Raw genomic sequence first — 22,199 nt, forward strand, 5'->3', positions numbered from 1 at the left:
GCCTCTCGCACTTTGGCCATCTGATGGCGATCGCCGGCTGGGACATGCAGACCATGATGCCCGCCGGCAGCAGCTAGGCGCGCGGGGCCGCGCTGGCGGAGATGGGCGTGCTGCGCCATGAAATTATCACCGATGCGCGCATCAGTGAGCTGATTGCCGAGGCGAAGCAAACTGACCTCAACGACGTAGAGCGCGCCAACCTGCAGGAGATAGCGCGCGCGTGGCGACAGGCGTCACTGCTGCCCGTCTCGCTGGTGGATGCGAAATCGCTGGCTGGTTCACGCTGCGAGCATGCTTGGCGCGAACAGCGTCCCGCCAACGACTGGCAGGGCTTCGCCGCTAACCTGAAAGAGGTGGTGTGCCTGAGCCGCGAAGAGGCGCAGCTGCGCGCCGAGGCAGCCGGCACCTCGCGCTACGACGCGCTGCTGGATCTCTACAAGTCGGGCATGACCAGCGCGAGGCTGGATGAAACCTTCGGCGAGCTGAAAAGCTGGCTGCCCGATCTGCTTCAGCAGGTGGTCGCAAAACAGGCGCGGGAAAAAACCGAGCAGCCCAAAGGCCCCTTCCCGGATCACGCGCAGCGCGAGCTGGGCCTGAGCGTGATGGAGACGCTGGGCTTTGACTTCCGCCACGGCCGCCTCGACGTTATCGCCCATCCCTTCTGCGGCGGCGTGCCGGAAGATGTGCGCATCACCACACGCTATAACCAGCAAGAGTTTCTCAGCGCGCTGATGGGCTTGATCCATGAAACCGGCCACGCGCGCTGCGAGCAGGGGCTGCCGGAGCAGTGGCACAGCCAGCCGGCGGGACTGGCGTGCTCCACCTCGATCCACGAGTCGCAGAGCCTGTTTATGGAGATGCAACTGGGCCGCAGCCGCGAGTTCCTGCAGCGCATTCTGCCGCAGGTCACGGCGACGCTGGGCGACCAGCCCGCGCTGCAGGCTGATAACTTTGTGCGCCTGACGCAGCGCGTGCAGCCCGGCTTTATCCGCGTCGACGCCGATGAGCTGAGCTATCCGGCGCACGTGATCCTGCGCTTCGAGATCGAGGATATTCCGGCGCTGTGGGAATAAGAAGATGCAGCGTGCGCTGGGCATTGACACGCGCGGCAACTACCGCAACGGCTGCATGCAGGATATTCACTGGACCGACGGCGCCTTTGGCTATTTCCCCACCTACACGCTGGGCGCCATGTACGCGGCGCGGCTGTTCCTGGCGGTGAAAAAGGCGCTGCCGGATCTCAGTGAGCGTCTGCAGCACGGCAGCCACTTCCCGACCGAAAAGCTGCTGATCAATGCCACCGGCGAGGCACTTAACCCGCGCTACTTCCGCCAGCACCTTGAGCAGCGCTACTTGCAGGGCTGACCGCTGGGCGGCCCGCGCGGACGCCTTTTCCCTGTTTGTACAATCTGTTACACGCCGATACAAATCACCCACGGAAAGTGAACCTCGCTTTACATAATAGTCTGTTCACCGGCCCCGCAGTGGGCTACACATGAAAATATGTTCGAGGAATTTGCAACGAAAAAATTGTTTGCACTGGTCATCGCCGCTGCTATGGCTCTCTCTTCTGTTGCTTTCGCCGCTGACACCACCGCTGCGCCAGCGAAAACCACGCACAAAACCGCACACAAAAAACACAAAGCTGCGCAGAAAAGTGCAGGCGGCTAAAAAGCACCACAAAGTAGCTAAAAAAGCCGCTGCAAAATAATTAAGGTCGCGCGCCTGCGCCTTAAGACGCGTTGATTAATAAAAACAACCTGTTATGCCGGGTGTTTCGTTACTGGAGTTGCGGAAATGGTGCGTCGCTATCGCTTTTGAATTATCTTACTGGTGATGATCCTGTGCAGCATCGTCGCTGCCTGCTTTTTTATTTAGTCGTTGTAGCGTGCTGATTATCCCAATAAAACTCTCTTTTTTACCGCTCACCGACTATAGTTATTGCGCAAGCATGATGGCAACAACCTCTTCTTAAATCTCGCCATTGAGAGACCTATGCGCCTGGCTATTTTGCTGTTGACTGGATTACTTTGTTGCACCACTCTGGCCTAGGCCGATGACGACGATGCGCCGAATCCCACTGAGATTAAAACGCTTTTCTTCGGCAAAGATCACCGCAAAGCGATCAGCGAGATAACTGCTGCGCCCTGGATGCCATTGGCCAGCTGAGAATTGAGAGCGGTAACTCTGCACCGCGACGCTGATCTCCGCCCATCTGGCGCTGACGCCGCCCGGCAACTTTCGACAAGCCGGTGGCGCTGCGCTCTATGGCCAGCGACAGCGGCTAGCGTTATGAAATCCACGATATTGACGCGCGCGCCGCCTGAAGGCGGACGGCGAAGGCTGGATCGTGCCGAGCGACGCCGCGCCCTATGACTACGGGCTGGTGATCCTGCGCAATCCCCCTTCCGCCATTAACCCGATTCCGCTGTTCGACGGCTCGCGCAGCGACCTGACCTCCGCGCGGAAAGAGGCGGGCCGCAAGGTCACTCAGGCGGGCTACCCGGAACGCACAGCGACGCTATTGCATCAGTGCGACACGCTGCCGGGTGACAGCGGCTCGCCGCTGCTGCTGAAAAATGCCAACGTCTGGCAGCTGATTGCAGTGCAAAGCTCCGCGCCAGAGGCGAAAGATCGTTATCTGGCGGATAACCGCGCCATCGCCGTCACCTCCTTTCGCGACCGGCTGGAAGCGCTGGCGCAGTAAGGCGTGCGCAAGGAAAATGAACAGGGGCGGTTGAGCGATCGACCGCGCCTTTTGGTCAGCGGCATAACGTCTTACGTCGCGGCGAGCGGCGCGGAAAAGCCGCCGCGCAGGCGCCTGCCGGAGAGGCGCTACGCCGAAGCTGAAGGGCAAGCGGCGCGCCGCCCAAAAAAACCGTAGTGTTCTGGCTGCGGCTTTTGCCTTTGGTTTGCGGTTACGCCTCCACCTGCTCTATCGCCTTCAGGATGCGCTTGTCCGAGACCGCATACAGGGTGCCCAGCTGCTGCGCGAAGTAGCTAATGCGCAGCTCCTCGATCATCCAGCGGATCTCGCGCACCTCTTCGTCATCCTGACGCTGCGGCGGCAGCTTGTTGCGCCACGCCTGCTCGACCACCTTCACCTTCAGCATGCGTGCGCGGTCGCTATGTGGATCCACCGGCAGTTTTTCCAGACGGCGTTCGATGCCGTGCAGATAGCGTAGCGTGTCGCCCAGACGCTTCCAGCCGTTGCCGGTTACGAAGCCGCGATAGACCAGCCCGCTCATCTGCGCCTTGATGTCGGCGAGCGCCAGCGCCATGGTCATATCAACGCGCCCCTTCAGCCGCTTGTTGATGTTGAACACTACCGTCAGGATCTGCTCGACCTGTTTTGCTATCTCCACCACGGTGTCGTTCAGCTCGGTACGCACCTTCTCGCGCAGCTGCTCGAAATTCTCCTGCTGCCAGGCGGGCCCGCCCGCCTCTACCATCAGCTTGTCGACACCGCAGGCGATGCAGTCGTCGATCAGCTCCAGCACCTTGCTGTAGGGGTTAAAATAGAGGCCGAGCTTCGCCTTGTTCGGCAGCTTTTCGTGCAGATATTTAATCGGCGAGGGAATGTTAAGTAGCAGCAGCCGGCGCTGGCCGCGCCACATCATTTTCTGCTGCTCCTGTTCGCTGTCGAACAGCCGGATGGCGACGCTGTCCTTTTCGTCCACCAGCGCCGGCCAGGCCTTGATCTGATAGCTGCCGCGCTTCTGCTCGTAGCTGCGCGGCAGTTCGCCGAAGCTCCAGATATTTAGACCGCTCTGCTCCAGCCCGTCTTCCGCAACCTTTGACAGCGTCTCCTGCACCTTGCCCTTCAGCTCCGCTTTCAGCGCGCTGAGGTCTTTGCCCTCTTTCAGCTTGCGGTTGTTTTCATCCAGCACGCGGAAGGTCATTTTCAGGTGATCGGGCACCTGTTCCCACTGCCAGTCCTCGCGATCCAGCGTCACGCCGGTCATGCGGCGAAACTCTTTCGCCATCGCGTCCAGCAGCGGCATATCCATAGCAGTGACGCGGCCTAAAAAGGCTTCGGCATAGTTGGGTGCCGGCACCAGATGACGGCGCAGCAGCTTCGGCAGCAACTTGATCAGCGCAATGATCAGCTCGCGGCGCACGCCGGGGATCTGCCACTCAAAGCCCTGGTCTTCTACCTGATTGAGCAGCGGCAGCGGAATATGCACCGTAACGCCGTCGGCGTCCGCCCCCGGCTCGAACTGGTAGCTCAGCTTCAGCTTGAGGTTGCCCTGATGCCAGAAGTTGGGGTAGTCGAGCTGGCTGACCTTTTCGGCGCCCGCCTTAATCAGAATCTGCTTGTCGAAGCTCAGCAGATCGGGGTTGTCGCGGCTCGCCCGCTTCCACCAGCTGTCGAAATGCTTCGCCGACACAACCTCCTGCCCGACACGCTGGTCGTAGAAGGCGAACAGCGTCTCATCGTCCACCAGAATGTCGCGGCGGCGCGATTTATGCTCCAGATCCTCGACTTCACTGCGCAGCTTCTGGTTGTTGCGGAAAAAGGCGTGGCGCGTCTGCCAGTCGTTCTCCACCAGCGCATGGCGGATAAACAGCTCGCGGCTCAGCGTGGGGTCGATGCTGCCGTAGTAAACCTTGCGCGCCGCGACGATCGGCAGCCCGTACAGCGTCACCTTCTCCTGCGCCATCACCGCGCCCTGGCTTTTCTCCCAGTGCGGCTCGCTGTAGCTGCGCTTGATCAGATGCTGCGCCAGCGGCTCGATCCACTCCGGATCGATGCGCGCCGCGATGCGCCCCCACAGACGGCTGGTTTCCACCAGCTCGGCCACCATGGTCCATCTGGGCGGCTTTTTAAACAGCCCGGAGCCGGGGAAAATGGCGAAGCGGGCGTTGCGCGCGCCGGTGAACTCCTGCTTCTCCGCATTCTTAAGGCCGATATGCGACAGCAGGCCGGTCAGCAGCGCGCAGTGCACCTCGCGGAAGCCCGCCGGTTCGCTGTTGACCGGAATGCCCAGCTCGCGCACGACCTGACGCAGCTGGGTATAGATATCCTGCCACTCGCGCACCCGCAGATAGTTGAGGTAATCGCTCTTACACTGGCGGCGAAACTGGTTGCCCGACAGCGCCTTCTGCTGCTCGCCCAGATAGTTCCACAGGTTGACGAACGCGAGAAAATCGGACTCTTTATCGGCGAAGCGGCGATGTTTTTCATCGGCGGCCTGCTGTTTCTCTACCGGACGCTCGCGCGGATCCTGGACCGAGAGCGCGGCGGCGATAATCATCACCTCGCGCACGCAGCCGAACTTAGGCGCCTCCAGCACCATGCGCGCTAGGCGCGGATCCACCGGCAGCTGCGCCAGCTGACGTCCTGCGCCGGTCAGTTTGTAGTGCCCGCTCTCCTCGTTGAGCGTCAGCGCGCCCAGCTCCTCCAGCAGGCGCACGCTGTCTTGGATATTGCGCCTGTCGGGCGCCTCGACAAAGGGGAATGCGGCGATATCGCCCAGCCCCAGCGCGGTCATCTGCAGGATCACCGACGCTAGGTTGGTGCGTAGTATCTCCGGGTCGGTAAATTCCGGGCGGCTGAGGAAGTCATCCTCAGAATAGAGGCGAATACAGATCCCTTCCGACACGCGGCCACAGCGCCCTTTGCGCTGGTTGGCCGAGGCCTGCGAAATCGGCTCAATCGGCAGCCTCTGCACCTTGGTGCGGTAGCTGTAGCGGCTGATGCGCGCGGTGCCGGGGTCGATCACGTATTTGATGCCTGGCACGGTCAGCGACGTTTCCGCCACATTGGTAGCTAGCACGATACGGCGGCCGCTGTGCGGCTGGAATACGCGGTTCTGCTCGGCGTTCGACAGACGCGCGTAGAGCGGCAGGATCTCCGTATGCGGCAGATCGCGCTTCATTAGCGCATCGGCGGTGTCGTGAATTTCGCGCTCGCTGCTCATAAAGATCAGGATATCGCCACGCCCTTCGTCGCCCAGCTCATCCACCGCGTCGAAAATCGCCTGCAGCTGATCGCGCTCACTGTCGTCCGCCTCTTCCACCACCGGACGATAGCGTACCTCCACCGGATAGGTGCGGCCGGATACCTCAATCACCGGCGCGTTGTGGAAGTGGCGCGAAAAGCGCTGCGGATCGATGGTCGCTGAGGTAATGATGATTTTCAGATCGGGCCGGCGCGGCAGTAGCTCGCGCAGGTAGCCGAGCAGAAAGTCGATATTGAGGCTGCGCTCGTGCGCCTCATCGATAATGATGGTGTCATACTGCAGCAGCAGGCGATCCTGCTGGATTTCCGCCAGCAGAATACCGTCGGTCATTAGCTTGACCTGGGTGCTGTCGCTGACCTGATCGTTGAAGCGCACCTTGTAGCCGATGCAGCCGCCGAGCGAGGTGTCCAGCTCGTCGGCGATGCGATTGGCAACGGTGCGCGCCGCCAGTCGACGCGGCTGGGTATGGCCGATCAGCCTTTTTACCCCGCGCCCCAGCGTCAGGCAGATTTTCGGCAGCTGGGTGGTTTTGCCCGAGCCGGTTTCGCCGGCGACGATCACAACCTGATGATCGCGGATCGCATCGGCGATCTGCTGCTGCTTCTGGCTGACCGGCAGATTGTCGGGAAAGGTGATGCGCGGCGTCGCGGCGGCACGCGCGGCGACGCGCTGTTCGGCCGCGGCGATCTCCTGGCTGAGTTCGTCGGCGATGCTCTGCTGGGCGGCGGGATCCTTCACCCGGGCCGCGCCCTGCAGGAGGCGTTGCAGGTGCTGGCGGTCGCACAGCATCAGATTGTCGAGTCGCGGCCAGAGCGACTCGAAAGCGGAGGAAGCCGGTGATGACATAGTCGTGAAGTACCTTCTTAGACGGATCCGCTACACGGTGCAGCGTCCCGAAGCCGGGTTAACCGGCTGATTCTACAAATTGTCTTGTGCAAGGTTAACACATTTCCGCCTGTTCGCCTGCGCCTTGCATTCCACGCTTATTCAAGAAATTCGAATATCACTCTCGAAATATTGCGCTTTAACCCCAGCGATGAACGTCATAGAGTATAACATCCTTATCCTGACAGTGATGATGGCACGTAATCGGCAAGAGTTGAAGGCGCGCCGCCGACTGCGGCAAAACAGACTATTAACCGTTATGCTGTGTGGATACCCGAATGCAGGAGCGTAACGATGAAAATTGCGGTTTACAGCACCAAACACTACGACCGGAAGTATCTCGACCACGTCAACGAGGGCTACCGCCTCGAGATGGTCTATTTCGATTTTCTGCTGACCGAGGCGACGGCCAAAAACGCCGTCGACTGCGACGCCGTCTGCATCTTCGTCAATGATGACGGCAGCCGCCCGGTGCTGGAGGAGCTGGCGGCGCTGGGCGTGAAGTATATCGCGCTGCGCTGTGCCGGCTTCAACAACGTCGATTTTGCTGTCACCGAGGAGCTGGGGCTGAAGGTAGTGCGCGTGCCTGCCTACTCGCCGGAAGCGGTAGCCGAGCATACGGTGGGGCTGATGATGACCCTTAACCGCCGCATTCATCGTGCCTATCAGCGCACGCGCGACGCCAACTTCTCGCTCGACGGCTTAACCGGCTTCAATATGCATGGCAAAGCGGCGGGCGTGGTCGGCACCGGCAACATCGGGGTGGCGACAATGCGCATTCTGAAAGGCTTTGGCATGCGGCTGCTGGCGTTCGATCCCTACCTGAGCGAGCAGGCGCTGGCGCTGGGCGCGGAATATGTCGATCTGAAGACCCTGTTCGCCGAGTCGCACGTGATCACGCTGCACTGCCCGCTGACGCCGGAAAATCACTACATGCTGAATGCGGCCGCCTTTAGCCAGATGCGAGACGGGGTGATGATTATCAACACCAGCCGCGGCGGCCTGATCGATTCGCAGGCCGCTATCGAAGCGCTGAAGCAGCAAAAAATCGGCTCGCTCGGCATGGACGTGTATGAAAATGAGCGCGACCTGTTTTTTGAAGACAAGTCGAATGACGTGATTCCGGACGATGTGTTTCGTAGGCTCTCCGCCTGTCACAATGTGCTGTTTACCGGCCATCAGGCGTTTTTGACCGCCGAGGCGCTGACGGCCATTTCAGAAACGACCCTGTCGAACCTGAACCAGCTGGAGCACGGCGAAGCGTGCCCGAATCAGCTGTCGGTCTAGCCTGATGGCTTAACGGGCGCAGCGACCGCCGATCAACGCCTGCTCGTCGCAGCGGCGTCCGTTAGCCAGCTGGCACATGCTGATGCGTGAACCGTCCAGCCGGTAAGAAAAGGCGAGCGTGCCGCCGGCGCAGTTGCTTTCCGCCAGCGATGACATCACCATGTGCGGCTGAAAAAATATGGGCAGCGGTGGCTTGTTGCGGCGGCTCGTTATCGCTGTTGCTGCTGCAGGCGGCGAGCAGCAGTGCGGCACCGGCCAGCAGAAAGGGGGCGGCTTTTATCAGTCGGACTCTGATAATGTCAGGGGTTAGAGGCTAGTCAAGCATAAGGCAGCCGCTGCGGAGGGTTGAGAGGTGACACAAGTTTTTATAAAATTCTCTCCCACACTTTGCAAGCGGAATTATCTTGTTTAACGGAGATGGGATAGCCTTTGACCCACGGCTAAATCAGACGGCCGTTGGTGTACTGGATCGGCGCGATCGGCGCCTGCTCCGTCAGGATCTGTTCCGCTTTGTTGTAGTCACTGTTGTGCGCCTCCGCTTGGGTTTCGCGGCTGGCCTGAGCCAGCGCCGCGTCATAGTCGGCGTTGCTGAAGCGGGCGATATTGCTGCTGTTGCCGCTGGTGAGCAGGCTGAGGAATATCGACGGCTCGTTGTAGTTCCCAACCCAGGAGGCGCGGATCACGTCGAAATTGCCGCTGTTGCGGCTGTCAATATAGGTTTTCCACTCCTGGTTTTGCAGCTTGACCTCTACGCCGAGGTTCTTCTTCCACATAGACGCCACGGCGACGGCGATCTTCTTGTGGCTTTCCGAGGTGTTGTAGAGCAGCGTCAGCCGCAGCGGTCAGCAGCGCCTTCGCCTGCACGTTCAGCTCCTGCTGGCTATGCTGCTCAAGCTTAAGGAATCGCTATGTCGCACACCGTTCATTTTCAGGGCAACCCGGTCGAGGTTGCAGGTCACTTCTCCCTGGCGGGCGAGCAGGCAAAACCCTTTTAGCTGGTGGCGAAAAACCTCGCCGATCTGCCGCTCTCTGATTTTCCAAGCATCGATACCGGCGTCTGCGCCGCCTTGGTGCGCCGCGTTAACCAGCTGGCCAGCGATCTGAACAATACGGTAGTGCTGTGCATTTCCGCCGATCATGCCGTTCGCTCAGTCGCGCTTCTGCGGCGCCGATAACCTGAACAACGTCGTCACGCTGTCGACCCTGCGCGGCGCGGAATTCAAACAGGATTATGGCGTGGAGATCGCGGCGCGCGCGGTGGTGGTGCTGGATGAGCAGGATAAGGTGCTGTACAGCCAGCTGGTGGATGAGATCACCACCGAGCCGGATTACGATGCCGCACTGGCTGTACTGAAGTGATGTTTACCGCGGCGGCGCGACTCAGCCGCCGCTCTTTTCGCCCTGTTCCCCGCGCTTCTGTCCCAGGCCATACTCGCGCAGCTTGTTGGCGATCGCCGTATGGGAGACGCCTAGCCGCTTCGCCAGCTTGCGCGTGCTGGGATAGGATAGGTAGAGACGAGTCAGCACCGAGCGCTCGAAGCGGCTGGTGATCTCGTCAAGCGTGCCCTCCATCGCCTCCTCGCCCAGCGAGGCGTCCAGCGCCTGCTCCGGTAGCACGATATCCTGCGGCCGCAGCTCATACCCTTCCAGCTGCGTCAGCGCGCGATAGAGCGCGTTTTTCAGCTGCCGCACGTTGCCGGGCCAGCTGTAGCGGGTAAGAAATGCGTTGAGCTGCGGCGACAGGCGCGGACGCGGAATGCCCTGCTCGTCGGCGAAGCGCGCCACAAACATCTCCGTAAGCGGCAGGATATCCTGCGGACGCTCGCGCAGCGGCGGCAGATGCAGCGTCAGAACGTTGAGGCGGTAAAACAGATCTTCGCGGAATTCGCCGCGCTGCACCAGCTCGATCAGGTTCTTCTGCGTGGCGCAGATGACGCGCACGTCGACGTGCACCTCATGCTCCTCACCGACGCGGCGGAAGGTGCCGTCGTTGAGAAAGCGCAGCAGCTTGGTCTGCATGCGCGGCGACATCTCGCCAATCTCATCCAGCAGTACCGAACCGCCGTTGGCCTGCTCGAAGAAGCCCTTTTTGCCCTCCAGCGCGTTTAGATAGGCGCCCGCGGCGTGGCCAAACAGCTCGCTTTCCGCCACGTCATCCGGCAGCGAGGCGCAGTTCAGCGCCAGGAAGGGCTTTTTGCCGCGTGCGCTGCGCAGATGGCAGGCACGCGCCAGCATATCTTTGCCGGTTCCGGTATCGCCAACGATCAGCAGCGGCGCGTCGTGCATCGCCAGCTTGCGCGCCTGATCGATTACATGACGCATTTTCAGCGTCACCGCCACGATATGGTCGAACTCCGACTCGTCGGTGACGATCAGGTTTTGCAGCTGGCGTCCCATGCGGGCGGTGGATTTCAGCATCACCATCGCGCCGACCGGCTGGTCGCCAGCGCCCTCATCGGCGGTGAGGTAGATTGGCCGCGCCTCCATCAGAAAATCGCGGCCGTCGATCACCACGTGCTGCGCCTGCGCCTCGACGCGATCGCTCTCCAGCCAGCGCTGGAAGTTAAAGCCAGCGATCAGGTTGCCGGCGCTGTAGTTGCGGATCTTCTGCTCGTCGAGGTCAAACAGGTTGAGCGCCGCCGGGTTAGCAAGCTCGACCTTGCTTTTAAAATCCACGGAGAATACCGGCTCCGGCATCGCCACCAGCAGCGCTCTCAGGGCGCGATGCTCGCACTCCGACGGCATATAGGCGACGGTGCGCACGTCGGTGACGCCCGGGGTGCGGCGGATCTCAGCCATCAGGCTGCTGAACTGGTCAAATTCAAGCGCGGAGGAGAAGTTGAGGTAGATACGGCCCAGCGCCGCGATTTCAATGCCGCGTAAATCGATATTACGGGCCACTAACAGATCGAGTAACTCGCGCGCCAGACCGATGCGGTCCTGGCAAAAGACTTCAAGACTCATGGCAATGGCCTTAGTCAGGTAAAGAATCTGGAGATAATATGCCAACTTGCGGCCGGTCTGAAGGGTTTGTTCAGCGAATGGTGCGCCAACTAGACAGCGGCGCACCGGAAGGGAGAAGCGCTTAGCTTTCGCGCTTGACGCCACCTTTGGGCAGCGTCTCTTTCAGCTTCGTCACCAGATCGCGCCAGAAGTCGCCGAGGCGCGGCTTGTCGTTCTCCAGTCACGGCAGCGGCCGGCACGGCTCCATCGCCTTTACGCCTAGCCGCGCCGTCAGCAGCCCGGCGCCGATACCCTGCGCGGCGCGGGCGGAGAGCCGCGCCAAGATGTCCTGCGACCTCGCGCACCAGCTCCGACGTGCCTGCGAACGCCATATTGAGCAGCACCAGCCGGGACAGACGCAGCCGGCTGAAATAGCCCAGCTCGATGCCGTAGATGGCCGCGATGCGGTTGACCAGATGCAGGCCTGCGGGCTGACGGCGATCATCAGCGTCGACTCCACCGCGTGGCGGCTAATTTCAGCCGCGCCAGGCGTTCCTGCACCGGCTGCACCAGCTGCGCATAGAGCCTGACGGTCTCGCAGTCATTCTGCGTCTCGTGCAGCGAGGCGTGCCAGCGCTGCAGCGCCGGGTGCGCCTGATCGATGCCGGCCTGCTGCGCCAGCTTTTCGCAGAAGGGGCGGCCCTAGCCCACGCTGTGGCTGTGCAGCAGCGCGCGGCCCAGATCGCGCGTTTCCGCGCGGGCGCGCAGCTTCCACAGATGCCGCCATTCACTGACTAGCGCGACGACGATCAGGCCGCCCGCCGCGCCGCTGCCGAGCGCGAACCAGTCGCGCGCCAGCCAGGCGTTCCAAACCCACTGCACGCTGTTTGCCACCGCGCTGGCGACAAACAGCGCCACGCCCGGCGCCCACCAGCTTGCGCCACAGGCTGCGCTTCGGCCGCAGCGCCTGATCGCCCGCGCCCTTCCTCAGCGGCGAGAAAGGCCTGCTGCGCGTCGGCGTTGAACGCCTGCGCCGGGCGCAGCGTCTCTTCGCACGGCGTCTCCAGCTGTCGCGCGAAATCGATGCGCGGCTTCAGGTTTTCATTGTTCATCGCAGCTTGTCTCCTAATAAAAATTCCAGCGCGGCGTCCATACGGATATGTGGCAGAGGACGATCGATTTTCAGCGGACGCGGCCGGAACTGTTCAAACTGAAAGCTCTGCTGCTGCCAGAAGGTGTGGCCCGGCAGGCGCGGCAGCACCTCGCCTGGGTAGAAAGTCAGCGCCTCACCGTCCGCCAACCGCTCGCCGCGTAGCGCCGGGATTTTTTCGCCGCGGTGATCCACCAGTCCGCTCTGCGTGGCCTGCACCGACGCCAGCCCGATACACTCCATGCTGATGCCTTTGAACGCCGCGTTTTGCCACGCGCCCTGCACCAGCTGCTGAAGCAGCGACACCATATTGGCATGCTGATCCGCCGTGATGTGGTCCGCTTTGGTGACGGCGAACAGCAGCTTATCGATGAGCGGGGAAAAGAGACGGCGGAACAGCGTGCGCTGGCCGTAGTGGAAGCTTAGCATCAGCTGGGTCAGCGCCAGCCGCATATCGTTGAACGCCTGCGGGCTGCTATTGAGCGGCTGCAGACAGTCCACCAGCACGATCTGGCGATCGAAGCGCAGAAAGTGATTGCGGTAAAAATCTTCACCACGTGCTGAAGTAGTAGCGGTAGCGCTGCTGCAGCATCGTGAAGTTGCTGCCCTTGTCCGCCTGCGCCAGCCTGCCGCGCGCCGCTTCGTCAGCGAGGGGCCAGGGGGAAAACTGCAGCGCCGGCGCGCCCGCCATCTCACCCGGCAGCACAAAGCGGCCCGGCTGGATAAAGTGCAGCCCCTCCACTTTGCAGCGGTGCAGATAGTCGGTCCAGGCGGCAGTGATCTTGGCCAGCCGATTTTCGTCGGCGGGCGCAAACGGATCGAGGTCAGCGCATAGCGCGCGCCACGGCTGTGCCCCACTGCGCGCGATCGCCCTGCAGCAGGCTCAGCATCTGCCGCGACCAGTCGAGATACTCCTTGTGCCAGCATCGGCAGATCGAGCAACCATTCGTCGGGATAGTCAACAATTTCCAGATAGAGCGTCGCGCTTTCCCGGAAGTTGCGCAGCATCGACTCCTGCGAGCAGTAGCTCAGCGCCAGTCGCATTTCGCTGATGCCGCGCGTCGGGGTCGGCCAGGCGGGCGGCGTACCGTAAAGCTGCGCCAGCCCCTAGTCATAGGTAAAACGCGCCGTGCCCATATCGCGCTGCGGGATACGCTTGACGCCCAGCAGGCGCCCGTCGCGCGCCACGGAAAAGAGCGGCAGCCGCGAGCCGCTGTGCACTTTCAGCAGTTGATTAACCAGCGAGGTGATAAAGGCGGGTTTGCCGCTGCGGCTCAGCCCGGTGACCGCCAGGCGCAGATGGCGATCTGCACCGCGGTTAAGTATTGAGAGTAGTTCAGACTTGTTTATCATCTTTTTCCCTGATGAAGCGCGCTGCCGCCCGCTTCATGACGCGCTGCAGCAGCGGCTCCAGCGCCAGGGAAAGCAGAATGCGCAGAGGACGATGTGCAACAGATTTTACCACCCAGCCGGTCAGGCCGGCAGGCCCGTAACTCACGGCATTGATAATGATGAATTTCCTGACCGACTTCAACGCGGGGGTCGCGCGGCGGCGAAAGGCGGACGTACGTGAATATGACAAAGTAAACCTCCGGTTGAACAGGATAAAGGAGCCAGCAGGGCTCCATTCAGGAAATATCAGAGCTGACGAAAGCGGCTGCGCACACTAAAGGTTTCCGAGGTGACATAGCGCTCGATATCGCGCACGCTCTGATCGTCGCGGTGCAGCGCGGTTTCCAGCCGATCCAGCAGTTCGCCGGCGCTCGGCGCGCCAGGCCCCTCTTCGGCGTCGGCCGGCTTCACGTCGAGCACAAACCCCAGAATAAAGTAGGCGCTGACAGTGATCATAAACAGACCGAAAAACAGCGACAGCACCACAATCACGCGCAGCAGACGCACCGGAATGTCGAGATATTCCGCTATCCCGGCGCAGACGCCCATCAGCTTGCCGTCGTCAGGCTTGCGCCACAGCTTGCGTTTGATCATGACTACCTCCAGTTGGGATGCTCGGCATCCAGAATCGACTCCAGCGCGTGGATACGGTCGCGCATGCGTTCGGCATCCTGCGTCAGCTGCTGCAGGCGCTGGATGTCACCCGCAGACAGCTCGTTGCCGCTGCGCCGGTTGCTGTAGTGCAGCCATAACCAGATCGGCGCGACGAACAGCACGAATATGGTCAGCGGAATGGCGAGAAAAAGTGCGCTCATTGACTATCCTTCATCAGTCTCGCAGTTAACGTTATGGTTATTTGCTGCGGTTCATTTTGGCTTTCAGCGCTTCCAGCTGCTGGCTGATCTCATCGTCCGCCTGCAGATCGGCAAACTGCGCATCCAGCGATTTTGACTTACCGAAGCGCTGGCTTTCCGCTTCCGCTTCCATATGGTCGATGCGACGCTCGAAGGACTCAAAACGCGCCATCGCCTCATCCAGCTTGCCGCTGTCTAGCTGACGGCGGACGTCGCGCGATGAAGAAGCCGCCTGGTGACGCAGCGTCAGCGCCTGCTGGCGCGTCCGCGTTTCGCTCAGCTTCTTTTCCAGCTCGCCAATTTCGCCTTTCATGCGCGCTAGGGTCTCTTCAACCTGCCCCACTTCCTGCTGCAGCGTGGCGATCAGTTCGGTAAGCTTCTGCTTTTCGCTCAGCGCCGCACGCGCCAGATCCTCTTTCTCTTTACGCAGCGCCAGCTCAGCTTTTTCCTGCCATTCCGCCTGCTGGATTTCAGCCTGCTCAATGCGGCGGTTAAGCTGTTTTTTCTCTGCCAGCGCGCGCGCCGAGGTGGATCGCACTTCAATCAGCGTGTCTTCCATTTCCTGAATCATCAGGCGTACCAACTTCCGCGGATCTTCCGCACGCTCCAGCAGCGAATTGATGTTGGCGTTAATGATGTCGGCGAAGCGAGAAAAAATACCCATAATTATACTCCTCTTGAATTATGTTGATGCGCGATGCGCCAATTGACATTTCAAAAAACGTGCCAATTTTTAATTTATTAAACTTAAATGGTTTTTAAATTTTACAGCGCGCAGCGCGTCGCGTAAGGTAGTGAAATTGATTAACAGTTGGTGAATTTCATAATGGCGAACGGTAACGACACCCTGTTGGGAGAATCTAACAATTTTCTCGAGATGCTGGAGCAGGTTTCCATGCTGGCACCGCTTGAGAAGCCAGTGCTGGTGGTCGGCGAACGCGGTACGGGTAAAGAGCTGATCGCCAGCCGCCTGCACTATCTCTCCGAGCGCTGGCAGGGGCCGTTTATTTCACTCAACTGCGCGGCGTTAAACGAGAGCCTGCTCGACTCCGAGCTGTTCGGCCATGAAGCGGGCGCCTTTACCGGCGCACAGAAGTGTCACCTGGGCCGCTTTGAGCGTGCGGATGGCGGCACGCTGTTTCTCGACGAGCTGGCAACCGCGCCGATGCTGCTGCAGGAGAAGTTGCTGCGCTTCATTGAGTATGGCCAGCTGGAGCGCGTCGGCGGCAATCACGCCCTGCAGGTTAACGTGCGGTTGGTATGCGCCACTAACGAGGACCTGCCCGCGCTGGCGGCGACGGGCAGGTTTCGCGCCGATCTGCTCGACCGTCTCGCCTTTGACGTGGTGCAGCTTCCGCCGCTGCGAGAGCGGCGCGGCGATATTCTGCTTATGGCAGAGCACTTTGCTATTCAGATGTGCCGCGAGCTGGGCCTGCCGCTGTTTCTCGGCTTTACCCCCGAGGCGCAGGCGACGCTGCTCGACTGGTCATGGCCGGGCAACGTGCGCGAGTTGAAGAACGTGGTGGAACGCTCGGTATATCGCCACCACAGCAGCGAGACGCCGCTGGACAGGATTATCATTAACCCCTTTGCGCCGCACGCGCAGCCGGTGCCCGCAGCGGATGCCGAGACGATCGCCTCACCGGCATCCCAACCGCTATCGAGTGTCCTGCCCGACCTGCCGCTCGATCTGCGACAGTGGCAGAACCAGCAGGAGCGCGCGCTGGTAGAGACGAGCCTGGAGCAGGCGAAGTATAACCAGCGCCGCGCGGCCGACTTGCTGGGCGTGACCTACCACCAGCTGCGGGCAATGATGAAGAAGCACGGTATAGAGAGGGAGTAATTTAATATTTAAATGAATCAGCTAAATCAAAACCACCCGTTTTTTTCGCTTTGATTTTTACTCTTTAGCAGCCTGTTTTAACTGCTTTTTTAGAATGGTTTTGGGGAAGGACTCTGCCTTATTTTTGCTTCTTTCAATGTGAAGTGCCAGTTCAGCTTCTCCAGCTCTTTGACGAAGTCGACCGTAGTCACTGTAAACCGGCCTTTTTTGGGCTCTTTTAATCGCACTTCGGAATGCTGTTTATTTTTCGTACTCGCGCGGCATGAAGAATTCCCTTCAAAAATCACTGCATATAAATACAGTTATAATTGAAGAGATTTTTGGCAAGCCGCTGCGCTTCAGGTTTTGGAAGGTATTTGTCAGAAAGGCATTTTCGTGAAGGGTACGGGATCAGATGACTAAACTTTAGTCACCCACCCCGCAGTCTACTGAAGATGGGGCGGTACACCTCTGCCCCGTCGCCGGGCCCTTTTTCGATGCACGCGTGGTTGTAGCAGGCTCATAGCCAGCGCATAAACCGGCTCGCATTCATACTCGCTGAAAATCGCGCGAACTTTTTCTTCGACCGCATCGGTCATAATCGCCTGTTCGCCTCACACGCCAATAGCCCCCCTGTCGATTCCATCAGCGATGCGTTAAAGCTGCGTAGCATCCAGGCGGCCAGATAACCAGACTCTTGCGCCGCCGACAGTCTGATTACATTATCCCCCTGCGTGGCAAGGATCAGAACGGGTATATCTATCTGGCGCAGGCTCTGCTGAGTAAAACCCGGCGCTAAGCCCAGGTCGAGCGAAACAATGGCGTTAATCCTTGCGTCTCGGTAATTTGCCGACAGCTTTTCGCGCGTCAGATCCGAATTAATTCCCAGCTTTTCGATTAACACGCAATCATTCCGCTGCGGTCGCAGCTGGCAGTCATCAATAAATTGCCTGGCGTCGAATTTTGGCGAAGCACTGACGGCAGAAGCCCGGCGTCGGGAACGCTAAAACAGGTTGGTTTACCCCATTTGCCTGAGATGTGCTAGAATCGCACGTCGATTAACGTCGGTCGCCTTTTTTTTAACCAGCAAATGCGACCGCCAACAACAATGACCATAAGGATTACAGCTATGGGTTTTCTTTCCGGTAAGCGCATTCTGATTACTGGCGTTGCCAGTAAACTCTCTATTGCCTACGGAATTGCGCAGGCGATGCACAAGCAGGGCGCAGAATTGGCTTTCACCTACCAGAACGACAAACTGAACGGTCGGGTGGAAGAATTTGCTAAAGAACTGGGTTCAGACATTGTTCTGCCGTGCGATGTGGCTAAAGACGAAAGCATCAAATCGCTGTTTACTGAACTGGCGAAAACCTGGCCGAAATTTGACGGCTTTGTTCACTCCATCGGTTTCGCCCCGGGCGACCAGCTGGATGGCGACTATGTGAACGCCGTAACCCGCGAAGGCTTTAAAATCGCTCACGACATCAGCGCCTACAGCTTTGTGGCGATGGCGAAAGAGTGCCGCGAGATACTGAACCCGGGCTCCGCCCTGCTGACGCTCTCCTACTTGGGCGCAGAGCGCGCCATCCCGAACTACAACGTGATGGGCCTAGCAAAGGCGTCACTGGAAGCCAACGTTCGCTATATGGCGAACGCGATGGGTCCGGAAGGCGTGCGCGTCAACGCTGTTTCCGCGGGTCCGATCCGTACCTTGGCGGCGTCTGGCATCAAAGATTTCCGTAAGATGCTGGCGCACTGCGAAGCGGTCACTCCGATTCGCCGCACCGTCACTATCGAAGACGTCGGCAACTCCGCCGCGTTCCTCTGCTCTGACCTGGCTGGTGGCATCACCGGCGAGGTGGTTCACGTTGACGGCGGCTTCAGCATCGCCGCGATGAACGAACTGGAACTGAAATAAATTTCTGAAGGCGAGCCTGGCTCGCCCTTTTCTTTTCCGCTTCTGCGCAATTTTCCCACCTTCAACGATCGTTTCCTGCTCGGCTTGCAGCAGGAAGCGCACGCGCTGCAGCCGATACTGCTGGCGTCGCGCGATCTCTGCCAGCTGCTGTTTCCCGATCGCCTGACGGCGACGCTGACCCTTATTGGCTTCCATTCTGTTAAGTGTAGACCTAATTACTGCTCACTCCTGCTCAGGCCACACCAAGCGCGGTTTTCACCTCATTGGCGATTTTATCCACCTGCGGGCCGTAGATCACCTGAATGTCGTGCTCGCTGACGCGGTTGACCCCGGTGGTGAGCAGCGTCTGATCTACCACCTCTTTCATATCCTTCACCCGCACACGCAGGCGGGTAAAGCAGCAGTCCATCTCTTCGATGTTACCCTGGCCGCTGATGATCACCTGGGTGCTTTCGTCTGCCGCCACCTGCTGCTACGGCTTCTCCTCTTCCGACTCGCGTCCCGGCGTTTACACGCCCATGCGCGTAGTCACGAAGCGAAGCCCATAGTAGTAGAGCGGCGCGTAAACCGCTCCCAGCGCCAACGTCCACCACCAGTGGGTTTTGCTGCCGCCCAGCACGCCGAAGACGATCAGATCGATAATGCCGCCCTTGCACGTTGCCAATCATCAGGTGCAGCATCGACATCAGCATAAAGGAGAGGCCGGTAAGCAGCGCATGTAGCAACGCGTCTTATGCTCAGGGCGCGCCGTATGGTTGATCGCCAGTGCGGCGGCGGGCAGACCGAACATCATCACCGGAATTTTGCCCTGCGCCAGAAACTGCGTGGCGTTGCGCAGCACGTCGTCGGGCACCGTGCCGAGATGGATCTGCGAGGCGTTGAAGATATTGAGCGCGCCTACCTGCGTCTGCTCGTCTACCATGGCAATGCCGCCAATCGGGGTAAAGCGCACGGTCTCATTGAAAATATGGTGCAGGCCGGTGGGGATCAGGATGCGTTCCACCGCGCCAAGTAGAAAGGCGCCGTACTGGCCGCTTTTGCCGATCATCTGGCCGACCCAGGCGATGCCTGCGCCGAGCGTCAGCCAGATCAGCGCCAGCAGCACGCCCACCAGCGGCAGAAAGACAATGGTCACGATGGGCACGAAGCGACGGCCGCCGAATAAGCTGATCGCGGTCGGCAGCTGCTGGGTATAGAAGCGGTTGTGCAGCACCACCGTCAGCAGCCCGGTGATCACGCCGCCCAGCACGCTCATGTTATAGGTGAAGATGTCCAGCATCTCGATATATTCTGCCGAGTTCATCATCGCCGCAGTCTATCGAGGCCCGCCTGCTGCAGCGCCTCTGGCGTGGTAGTGGCCGCTGTCAGCCCTTTCGCCGCCACCGTCGCGTTAATACCGACGTTTACGGCGATATAGCCAATCACAGCGGTGAAGGCCGCGGTCGGCTTCTCCGCCTTCGCCAGGCCAATGGCGCTGGCGACCGCGAAGAAAACCGGCAGGTTGGAGAACAGCGCGCCCGGCACTTGCGGATAAAGCCGATGATCAGCTGCGGCACCTGCATCTGTGCAAAGGCGTCGCCGGCTATCGCCGGGTTTCGCATCGCCGCCGCCAGCCCGAGGAAGATCCCCGCAGCGGCGATAACCGAGATCGGCATCATTAAGGCTTTGCCAAACGCATGGAGCTGGCTGGTGAGCTGTGTCATGGGGAGCGCCTTTTCGATAAGAAAGGGAAAGTATTGACCCGATGCGGCGGTAACTCCCGTTACCTTCAGGTTATCTGCGAGTAAATTTTGAACACCACCATACTTTGCCAGCTGGCGCGATAAACGCGGGCTATCGCACCATTAAGTCAATCAATTAGACAACTTATGATTGCAGTCGCACACATCCCTCATCATCAGGATTATAACCTGATAACAAACTTCCTACAAAAATATAAGCCTGCACTCGCCATGAAATTTAAACGAAAAATTAAACCTTATCGCGCCGCTGCGGCGGATGGGGATCGCTGGAAGCTACCCCCGTTTCGTTCTCGACAGCAAAGCCGCGCTGAAAAACTTGCGCAACCTGATGCGCATGAACAAAGCGCGCGGCTTCGACTGCCCGGGCTGCGCCTGGGGCGACGACGACAAGAGCACGTTCAACTTCTGTGAAAACGGTGCCAAAGCGGTGACCTGGGAAGCGACGAGCCGCGTGGTCAATACCGACTTTTTCGCCCAGCACAGCGTGACCAAACTCTATGCGCAGAGCGACTACTTCCTGGAATATCAGGGCCGCCTGACCCATCCGCTGCGCTACAACGCCGAAACCGATCACTATGAGCCGATCGGCTGGGACTACGCCTTTGCGCTGATCGCGCAGCATATCAAAGCGATGGACAACCCAAACCAGATGGAGCTTTACACCTCCGGCCGCGCCAGCAACGAGGTCTCCTGACTCTATCAGCTGTTCGGCCGCTTGGTGGGTACCAACAACTTCCCCGACTGCTCCAATATGTGCCACGAAGCGAGCGGCACCGGCCTGAAACGCAGCATCGGCGTCGGCAAAGCGCGCGTGACCGCCGGCGAGAAAGGCCTGTTTGACGAAACCTTTATCAACGCCACCACGCACGGCGTGGAAGCCTATTTCGACGTGGTAGACCGCACCGACTGGATGCAGATCGTGCAGCCGTCGGCCTGAGCGAAGCGCAGATCCGTGAAGACGCCGCCATCTATCAGAGTGCTGACCGCTTGATTTGCTCATGGGCGATGGGCATCCCCAGCACAAGCACTCGGTGGATACGGTGCGCGAAATCGTTAACCTGCAGCTGCTGTTTGGCCTGCTGGGCAAAAAAGCGCTGGCCTCTGTCCGGTGCGCGGCCACAGCAACGTGCAGGGCAACCGCACTATGGGCATCGACGAGAAGCCTAACAAGGCGTTTCTCAACGCGCTGGGCAACCACTTCGGCTTCGAGCCGCCGTGCGAGCACGGCCACAATACCGTTGAAGCGCTGAACACCATGCTGCGCGACGAGATCAAAGTGCTGATCGCGCAGGGCGGCAACCTGGCGGCCGCCGCACCGGACTCGCCGCTTACCGAAGAAGCGCTGCAGCGCTGCGGCCTGACCGTGCACATCAGCACCAAACTCAACCGCAGCCATCTGGTGCCGGGCGCAGAAAGCCTGATCCTGCCGACGCTGGGCCGCACCGAGCGCGATATCTAGGCGTATCCAGGCGAACGGCAACCAGTTCATCACCGTGGAAGACTCCTTCAGCATAGTGCACGCCTCTGAAGGCGTCGGCGTTCCGCTGGCGGACACGCAGCGCTCCGAGAACGCTATCGTGGTGGGCATCGCGCACGCGGTGCTGGGTGACGAGAAGGTGAAATGGCGCGATCTGGCTGGCGATTACAACCTGATCCGCAACCATATCGCCGCGACGATTCCGGGCTTCGCCGACTTCAACGCGAGGTGCGATCAGCCGGGCGGCTTCTATCTGGGCAACGCGGCGGCAGAGCTACGCTTCAACACGCCGACGCAGAAAGCGGGATTCAGCAGCGCGGCGCTGCCCGCCTCTCTGTTCCCGCAGGATCTGCCGGAAGTGCCGTTTACGCTGCAAACCCTGCGTTCGCACGATTAGTACAACACCACCATTTACGGCCTCGACGATCGCTACCGCGGCGTCTACGGCCAGCACGAAGTAGTGTTTATCAACCCGGAATATATGCAGTCGCTCGGCTTCTGAGAGGGACAGGAAGTGGATATCGAGACCCTGTGGAACGACGGCATTTCGCGTCGCGTCAGCGGCTTCAATTCAAGCTGGTGCTCTATAATATTCCGCGCGGCAACCTCGCGGCCTATTATCCGGAAACCAACCAGCTGGTGCCGCTGAACAGCTTCGGCGACGGCAGCGGCACGCCGACCTCGAAATCTGTTCCGGTGAAGCCGGAACTCTCCATCGCCCAGCCGACCCAGCGCATTGCGTAAGGTCAAACGTATCACAGCT

The 22,199-nt window shown here is 59.9% G+C and carries 10 protein-coding genes and 10 pseudogenes; 8 read left to right on the forward strand and 12 right to left on the reverse strand.

Features of this window, described 5'->3' with window-relative positions; genetic code table 11:
* The first annotated feature begins 101 nt into the window (after positions 1-101).
* The 3 pseudogenes from EIO60_RS02050 (at position 102) to EIO60_RS02060 (ending at position 2,707) form a co-directional block, all read left to right on the forward strand.
* Positions 102-1,365 (forward strand): annotated as a pseudogene (locus EIO60_RS02050) (carboxypeptidase M32).
* Positions 1,366-1,503: 138 nt separating this feature from the next.
* A pseudogene (locus tag EIO60_RS02055) lies at positions 1,504-1,708 on the forward strand (hypothetical protein); the annotation flags it as partial.
* 287 nt (positions 1,709-1,995) lie between these two features.
* Positions 1,996-2,707, forward strand: a pseudogene (locus EIO60_RS02060) (trypsin-like serine peptidase).
* Positions 2,708-2,918: 211 nt separating this feature from the next.
* Here EIO60_RS02060 and hrpA read toward each other — a convergent pair.
* The gene (hrpA, locus tag EIO60_RS02065; protein WP_258575778.1) at positions 2,919-6,812 is read right to left on the reverse strand and encodes an ATP-dependent RNA helicase HrpA; all 3,894 of its coding nucleotides are present in this window, start codon (positions 6,810-6,812) and stop codon (positions 2,919-2,921) included.
* Positions 6,813-7,145: 333 nt separating this feature from the next.
* On the opposite strand from hrpA, the gene EIO60_RS02070 reads away from it, so the two are divergent.
* Positions 7,146-8,138, forward strand: a complete 993-nt coding sequence (locus tag EIO60_RS02070) for a 2-hydroxyacid dehydrogenase (RefSeq protein ID WP_258575779.1) — start codon at positions 7,146-7,148, stop codon at positions 8,136-8,138.
* Between the two features lie 9 nt (positions 8,139-8,147).
* Here the strand turns inward: EIO60_RS02070 and EIO60_RS02075 are convergent.
* A pseudogene (locus EIO60_RS02075) lies at positions 8,148-8,418 on the reverse strand (putative hemolysin).
* Between the two features lie 163 nt (positions 8,419-8,581).
* Positions 8,582-9,029 (reverse strand): annotated as a pseudogene (locus tag EIO60_RS02080) (ABC transporter substrate-binding protein); the annotation flags it as partial.
* Positions 9,030-9,046: 17 nt separating this feature from the next.
* On the opposite strand from EIO60_RS02080, the pseudogene tpx reads away from it, so the two are divergent.
* A pseudogene (gene tpx, locus EIO60_RS02085) lies at positions 9,047-9,497 on the forward strand (thiol peroxidase).
* A 21-nt stretch (positions 9,498-9,518) separates the two neighbouring features.
* On the opposite strand, the gene tyrR reads toward tpx, so the two are convergent.
* The 7 genes and pseudogenes from tyrR to pspA form a co-directional block, all read right to left on the reverse strand.
* Positions 9,519-11,102, reverse strand: a complete 1,584-nt coding sequence (gene tyrR, locus EIO60_RS02090) for a transcriptional regulator TyrR (protein ID WP_258575780.1) — start codon at positions 11,100-11,102, stop codon at positions 9,519-9,521.
* A gap of 121 nt (positions 11,103-11,223) precedes the next feature.
* Positions 11,224-12,193: pseudogene (locus EIO60_RS02095) on the reverse strand (TIGR01620 family protein).
* A pseudogene (locus EIO60_RS02100) lies at positions 12,190-13,584 on the reverse strand (YcjX family GTP-binding protein). The pseudogenes EIO60_RS02095 and EIO60_RS02100 overlap by 4 nt, the downstream one beginning before the upstream one ends.
* The gene (pspD, locus tag EIO60_RS02105) at positions 13,568-13,813 is read right to left on the reverse strand and encodes a phage shock protein PspD (protein ID WP_258575781.1); all 246 of its coding nucleotides are present in this window, start codon (positions 13,811-13,813) and stop codon (positions 13,568-13,570) included. The pseudogene EIO60_RS02100 and the gene pspD overlap by 17 nt, the downstream one beginning before the upstream one ends.
* Before the next feature lie 56 nt (positions 13,814-13,869).
* Entirely contained in the window at positions 13,870-14,217 is a 348-nt protein-coding gene (pspC, locus tag EIO60_RS02110; protein WP_258575782.1) for an envelope stress response membrane protein PspC, read from the reverse strand.
* Positions 14,218-14,219: 2 nt separating this feature from the next.
* Positions 14,220-14,438, reverse strand: a complete 219-nt coding sequence (gene pspB, locus EIO60_RS02115; protein ID WP_258575783.1) for an envelope stress response membrane protein PspB — start codon at positions 14,436-14,438, stop codon at positions 14,220-14,222.
* A 37-nt stretch (positions 14,439-14,475) separates the two neighbouring features.
* On the reverse strand, positions 14,476-15,141 hold the full coding sequence (gene pspA / locus EIO60_RS02120) for a phage shock protein PspA (RefSeq protein WP_258575784.1): 666 nt from the start codon (positions 15,139-15,141) through the stop codon (positions 14,476-14,478).
* Between the two features lie 162 nt (positions 15,142-15,303).
* Here pspA and pspF point away from each other — a divergent pair, with 162 nt between their 5' ends.
* Positions 15,304-16,320: a phage shock protein operon transcriptional activator gene (gene pspF / locus EIO60_RS02125; protein WP_258575785.1), complete on the forward strand. Its 1,017-nt coding sequence runs from the start codon at positions 15,304-15,306 to the stop codon at positions 16,318-16,320.
* 574 nt (positions 16,321-16,894) lie between these two features.
* On the opposite strand, the gene EIO60_RS02130 is transcribed toward pspF, so the two are convergent.
* Complete coding sequence (locus EIO60_RS02130) at positions 16,895-17,203, reverse strand: hypothetical protein (protein ID WP_258575786.1); 309 nt, start codon at positions 17,201-17,203, stop codon at positions 16,895-16,897.
* 225 nt (positions 17,204-17,428) lie between these two features.
* On the opposite strand from EIO60_RS02130, the gene fabI reads away from it, so the two are divergent.
* Positions 17,429-18,217, forward strand: coding sequence for an enoyl-ACP reductase FabI (gene fabI / locus EIO60_RS02135; RefSeq protein WP_258575787.1), 789 nt, complete (start codon positions 17,429-17,431; stop codon positions 18,215-18,217).
* A 232-nt stretch (positions 18,218-18,449) separates the two neighbouring features.
* On the opposite strand, the pseudogene EIO60_RS02145 reads toward fabI, so the two are convergent.
* Positions 18,450-19,920 (reverse strand): annotated as a pseudogene (locus EIO60_RS02145) (PTS transporter subunit EIIC).
* A gap of 249 nt (positions 19,921-20,169) precedes the next feature.
* Here EIO60_RS02145 and EIO60_RS02150 point away from each other — a divergent pair.
* Positions 20,170-22,180, forward strand: a pseudogene (locus EIO60_RS02150) (FdhF/YdeP family oxidoreductase).
* The last annotated feature ends 19 nt before the right edge of the window (positions 22,181-22,199 follow it).

Source organism: Candidatus Pantoea persica, assembly GCF_013753875.1.
Classification (GTDB): domain Bacteria; phylum Pseudomonadota; class Gammaproteobacteria; order Enterobacterales; family Enterobacteriaceae; genus Pantoea; species Pantoea persica.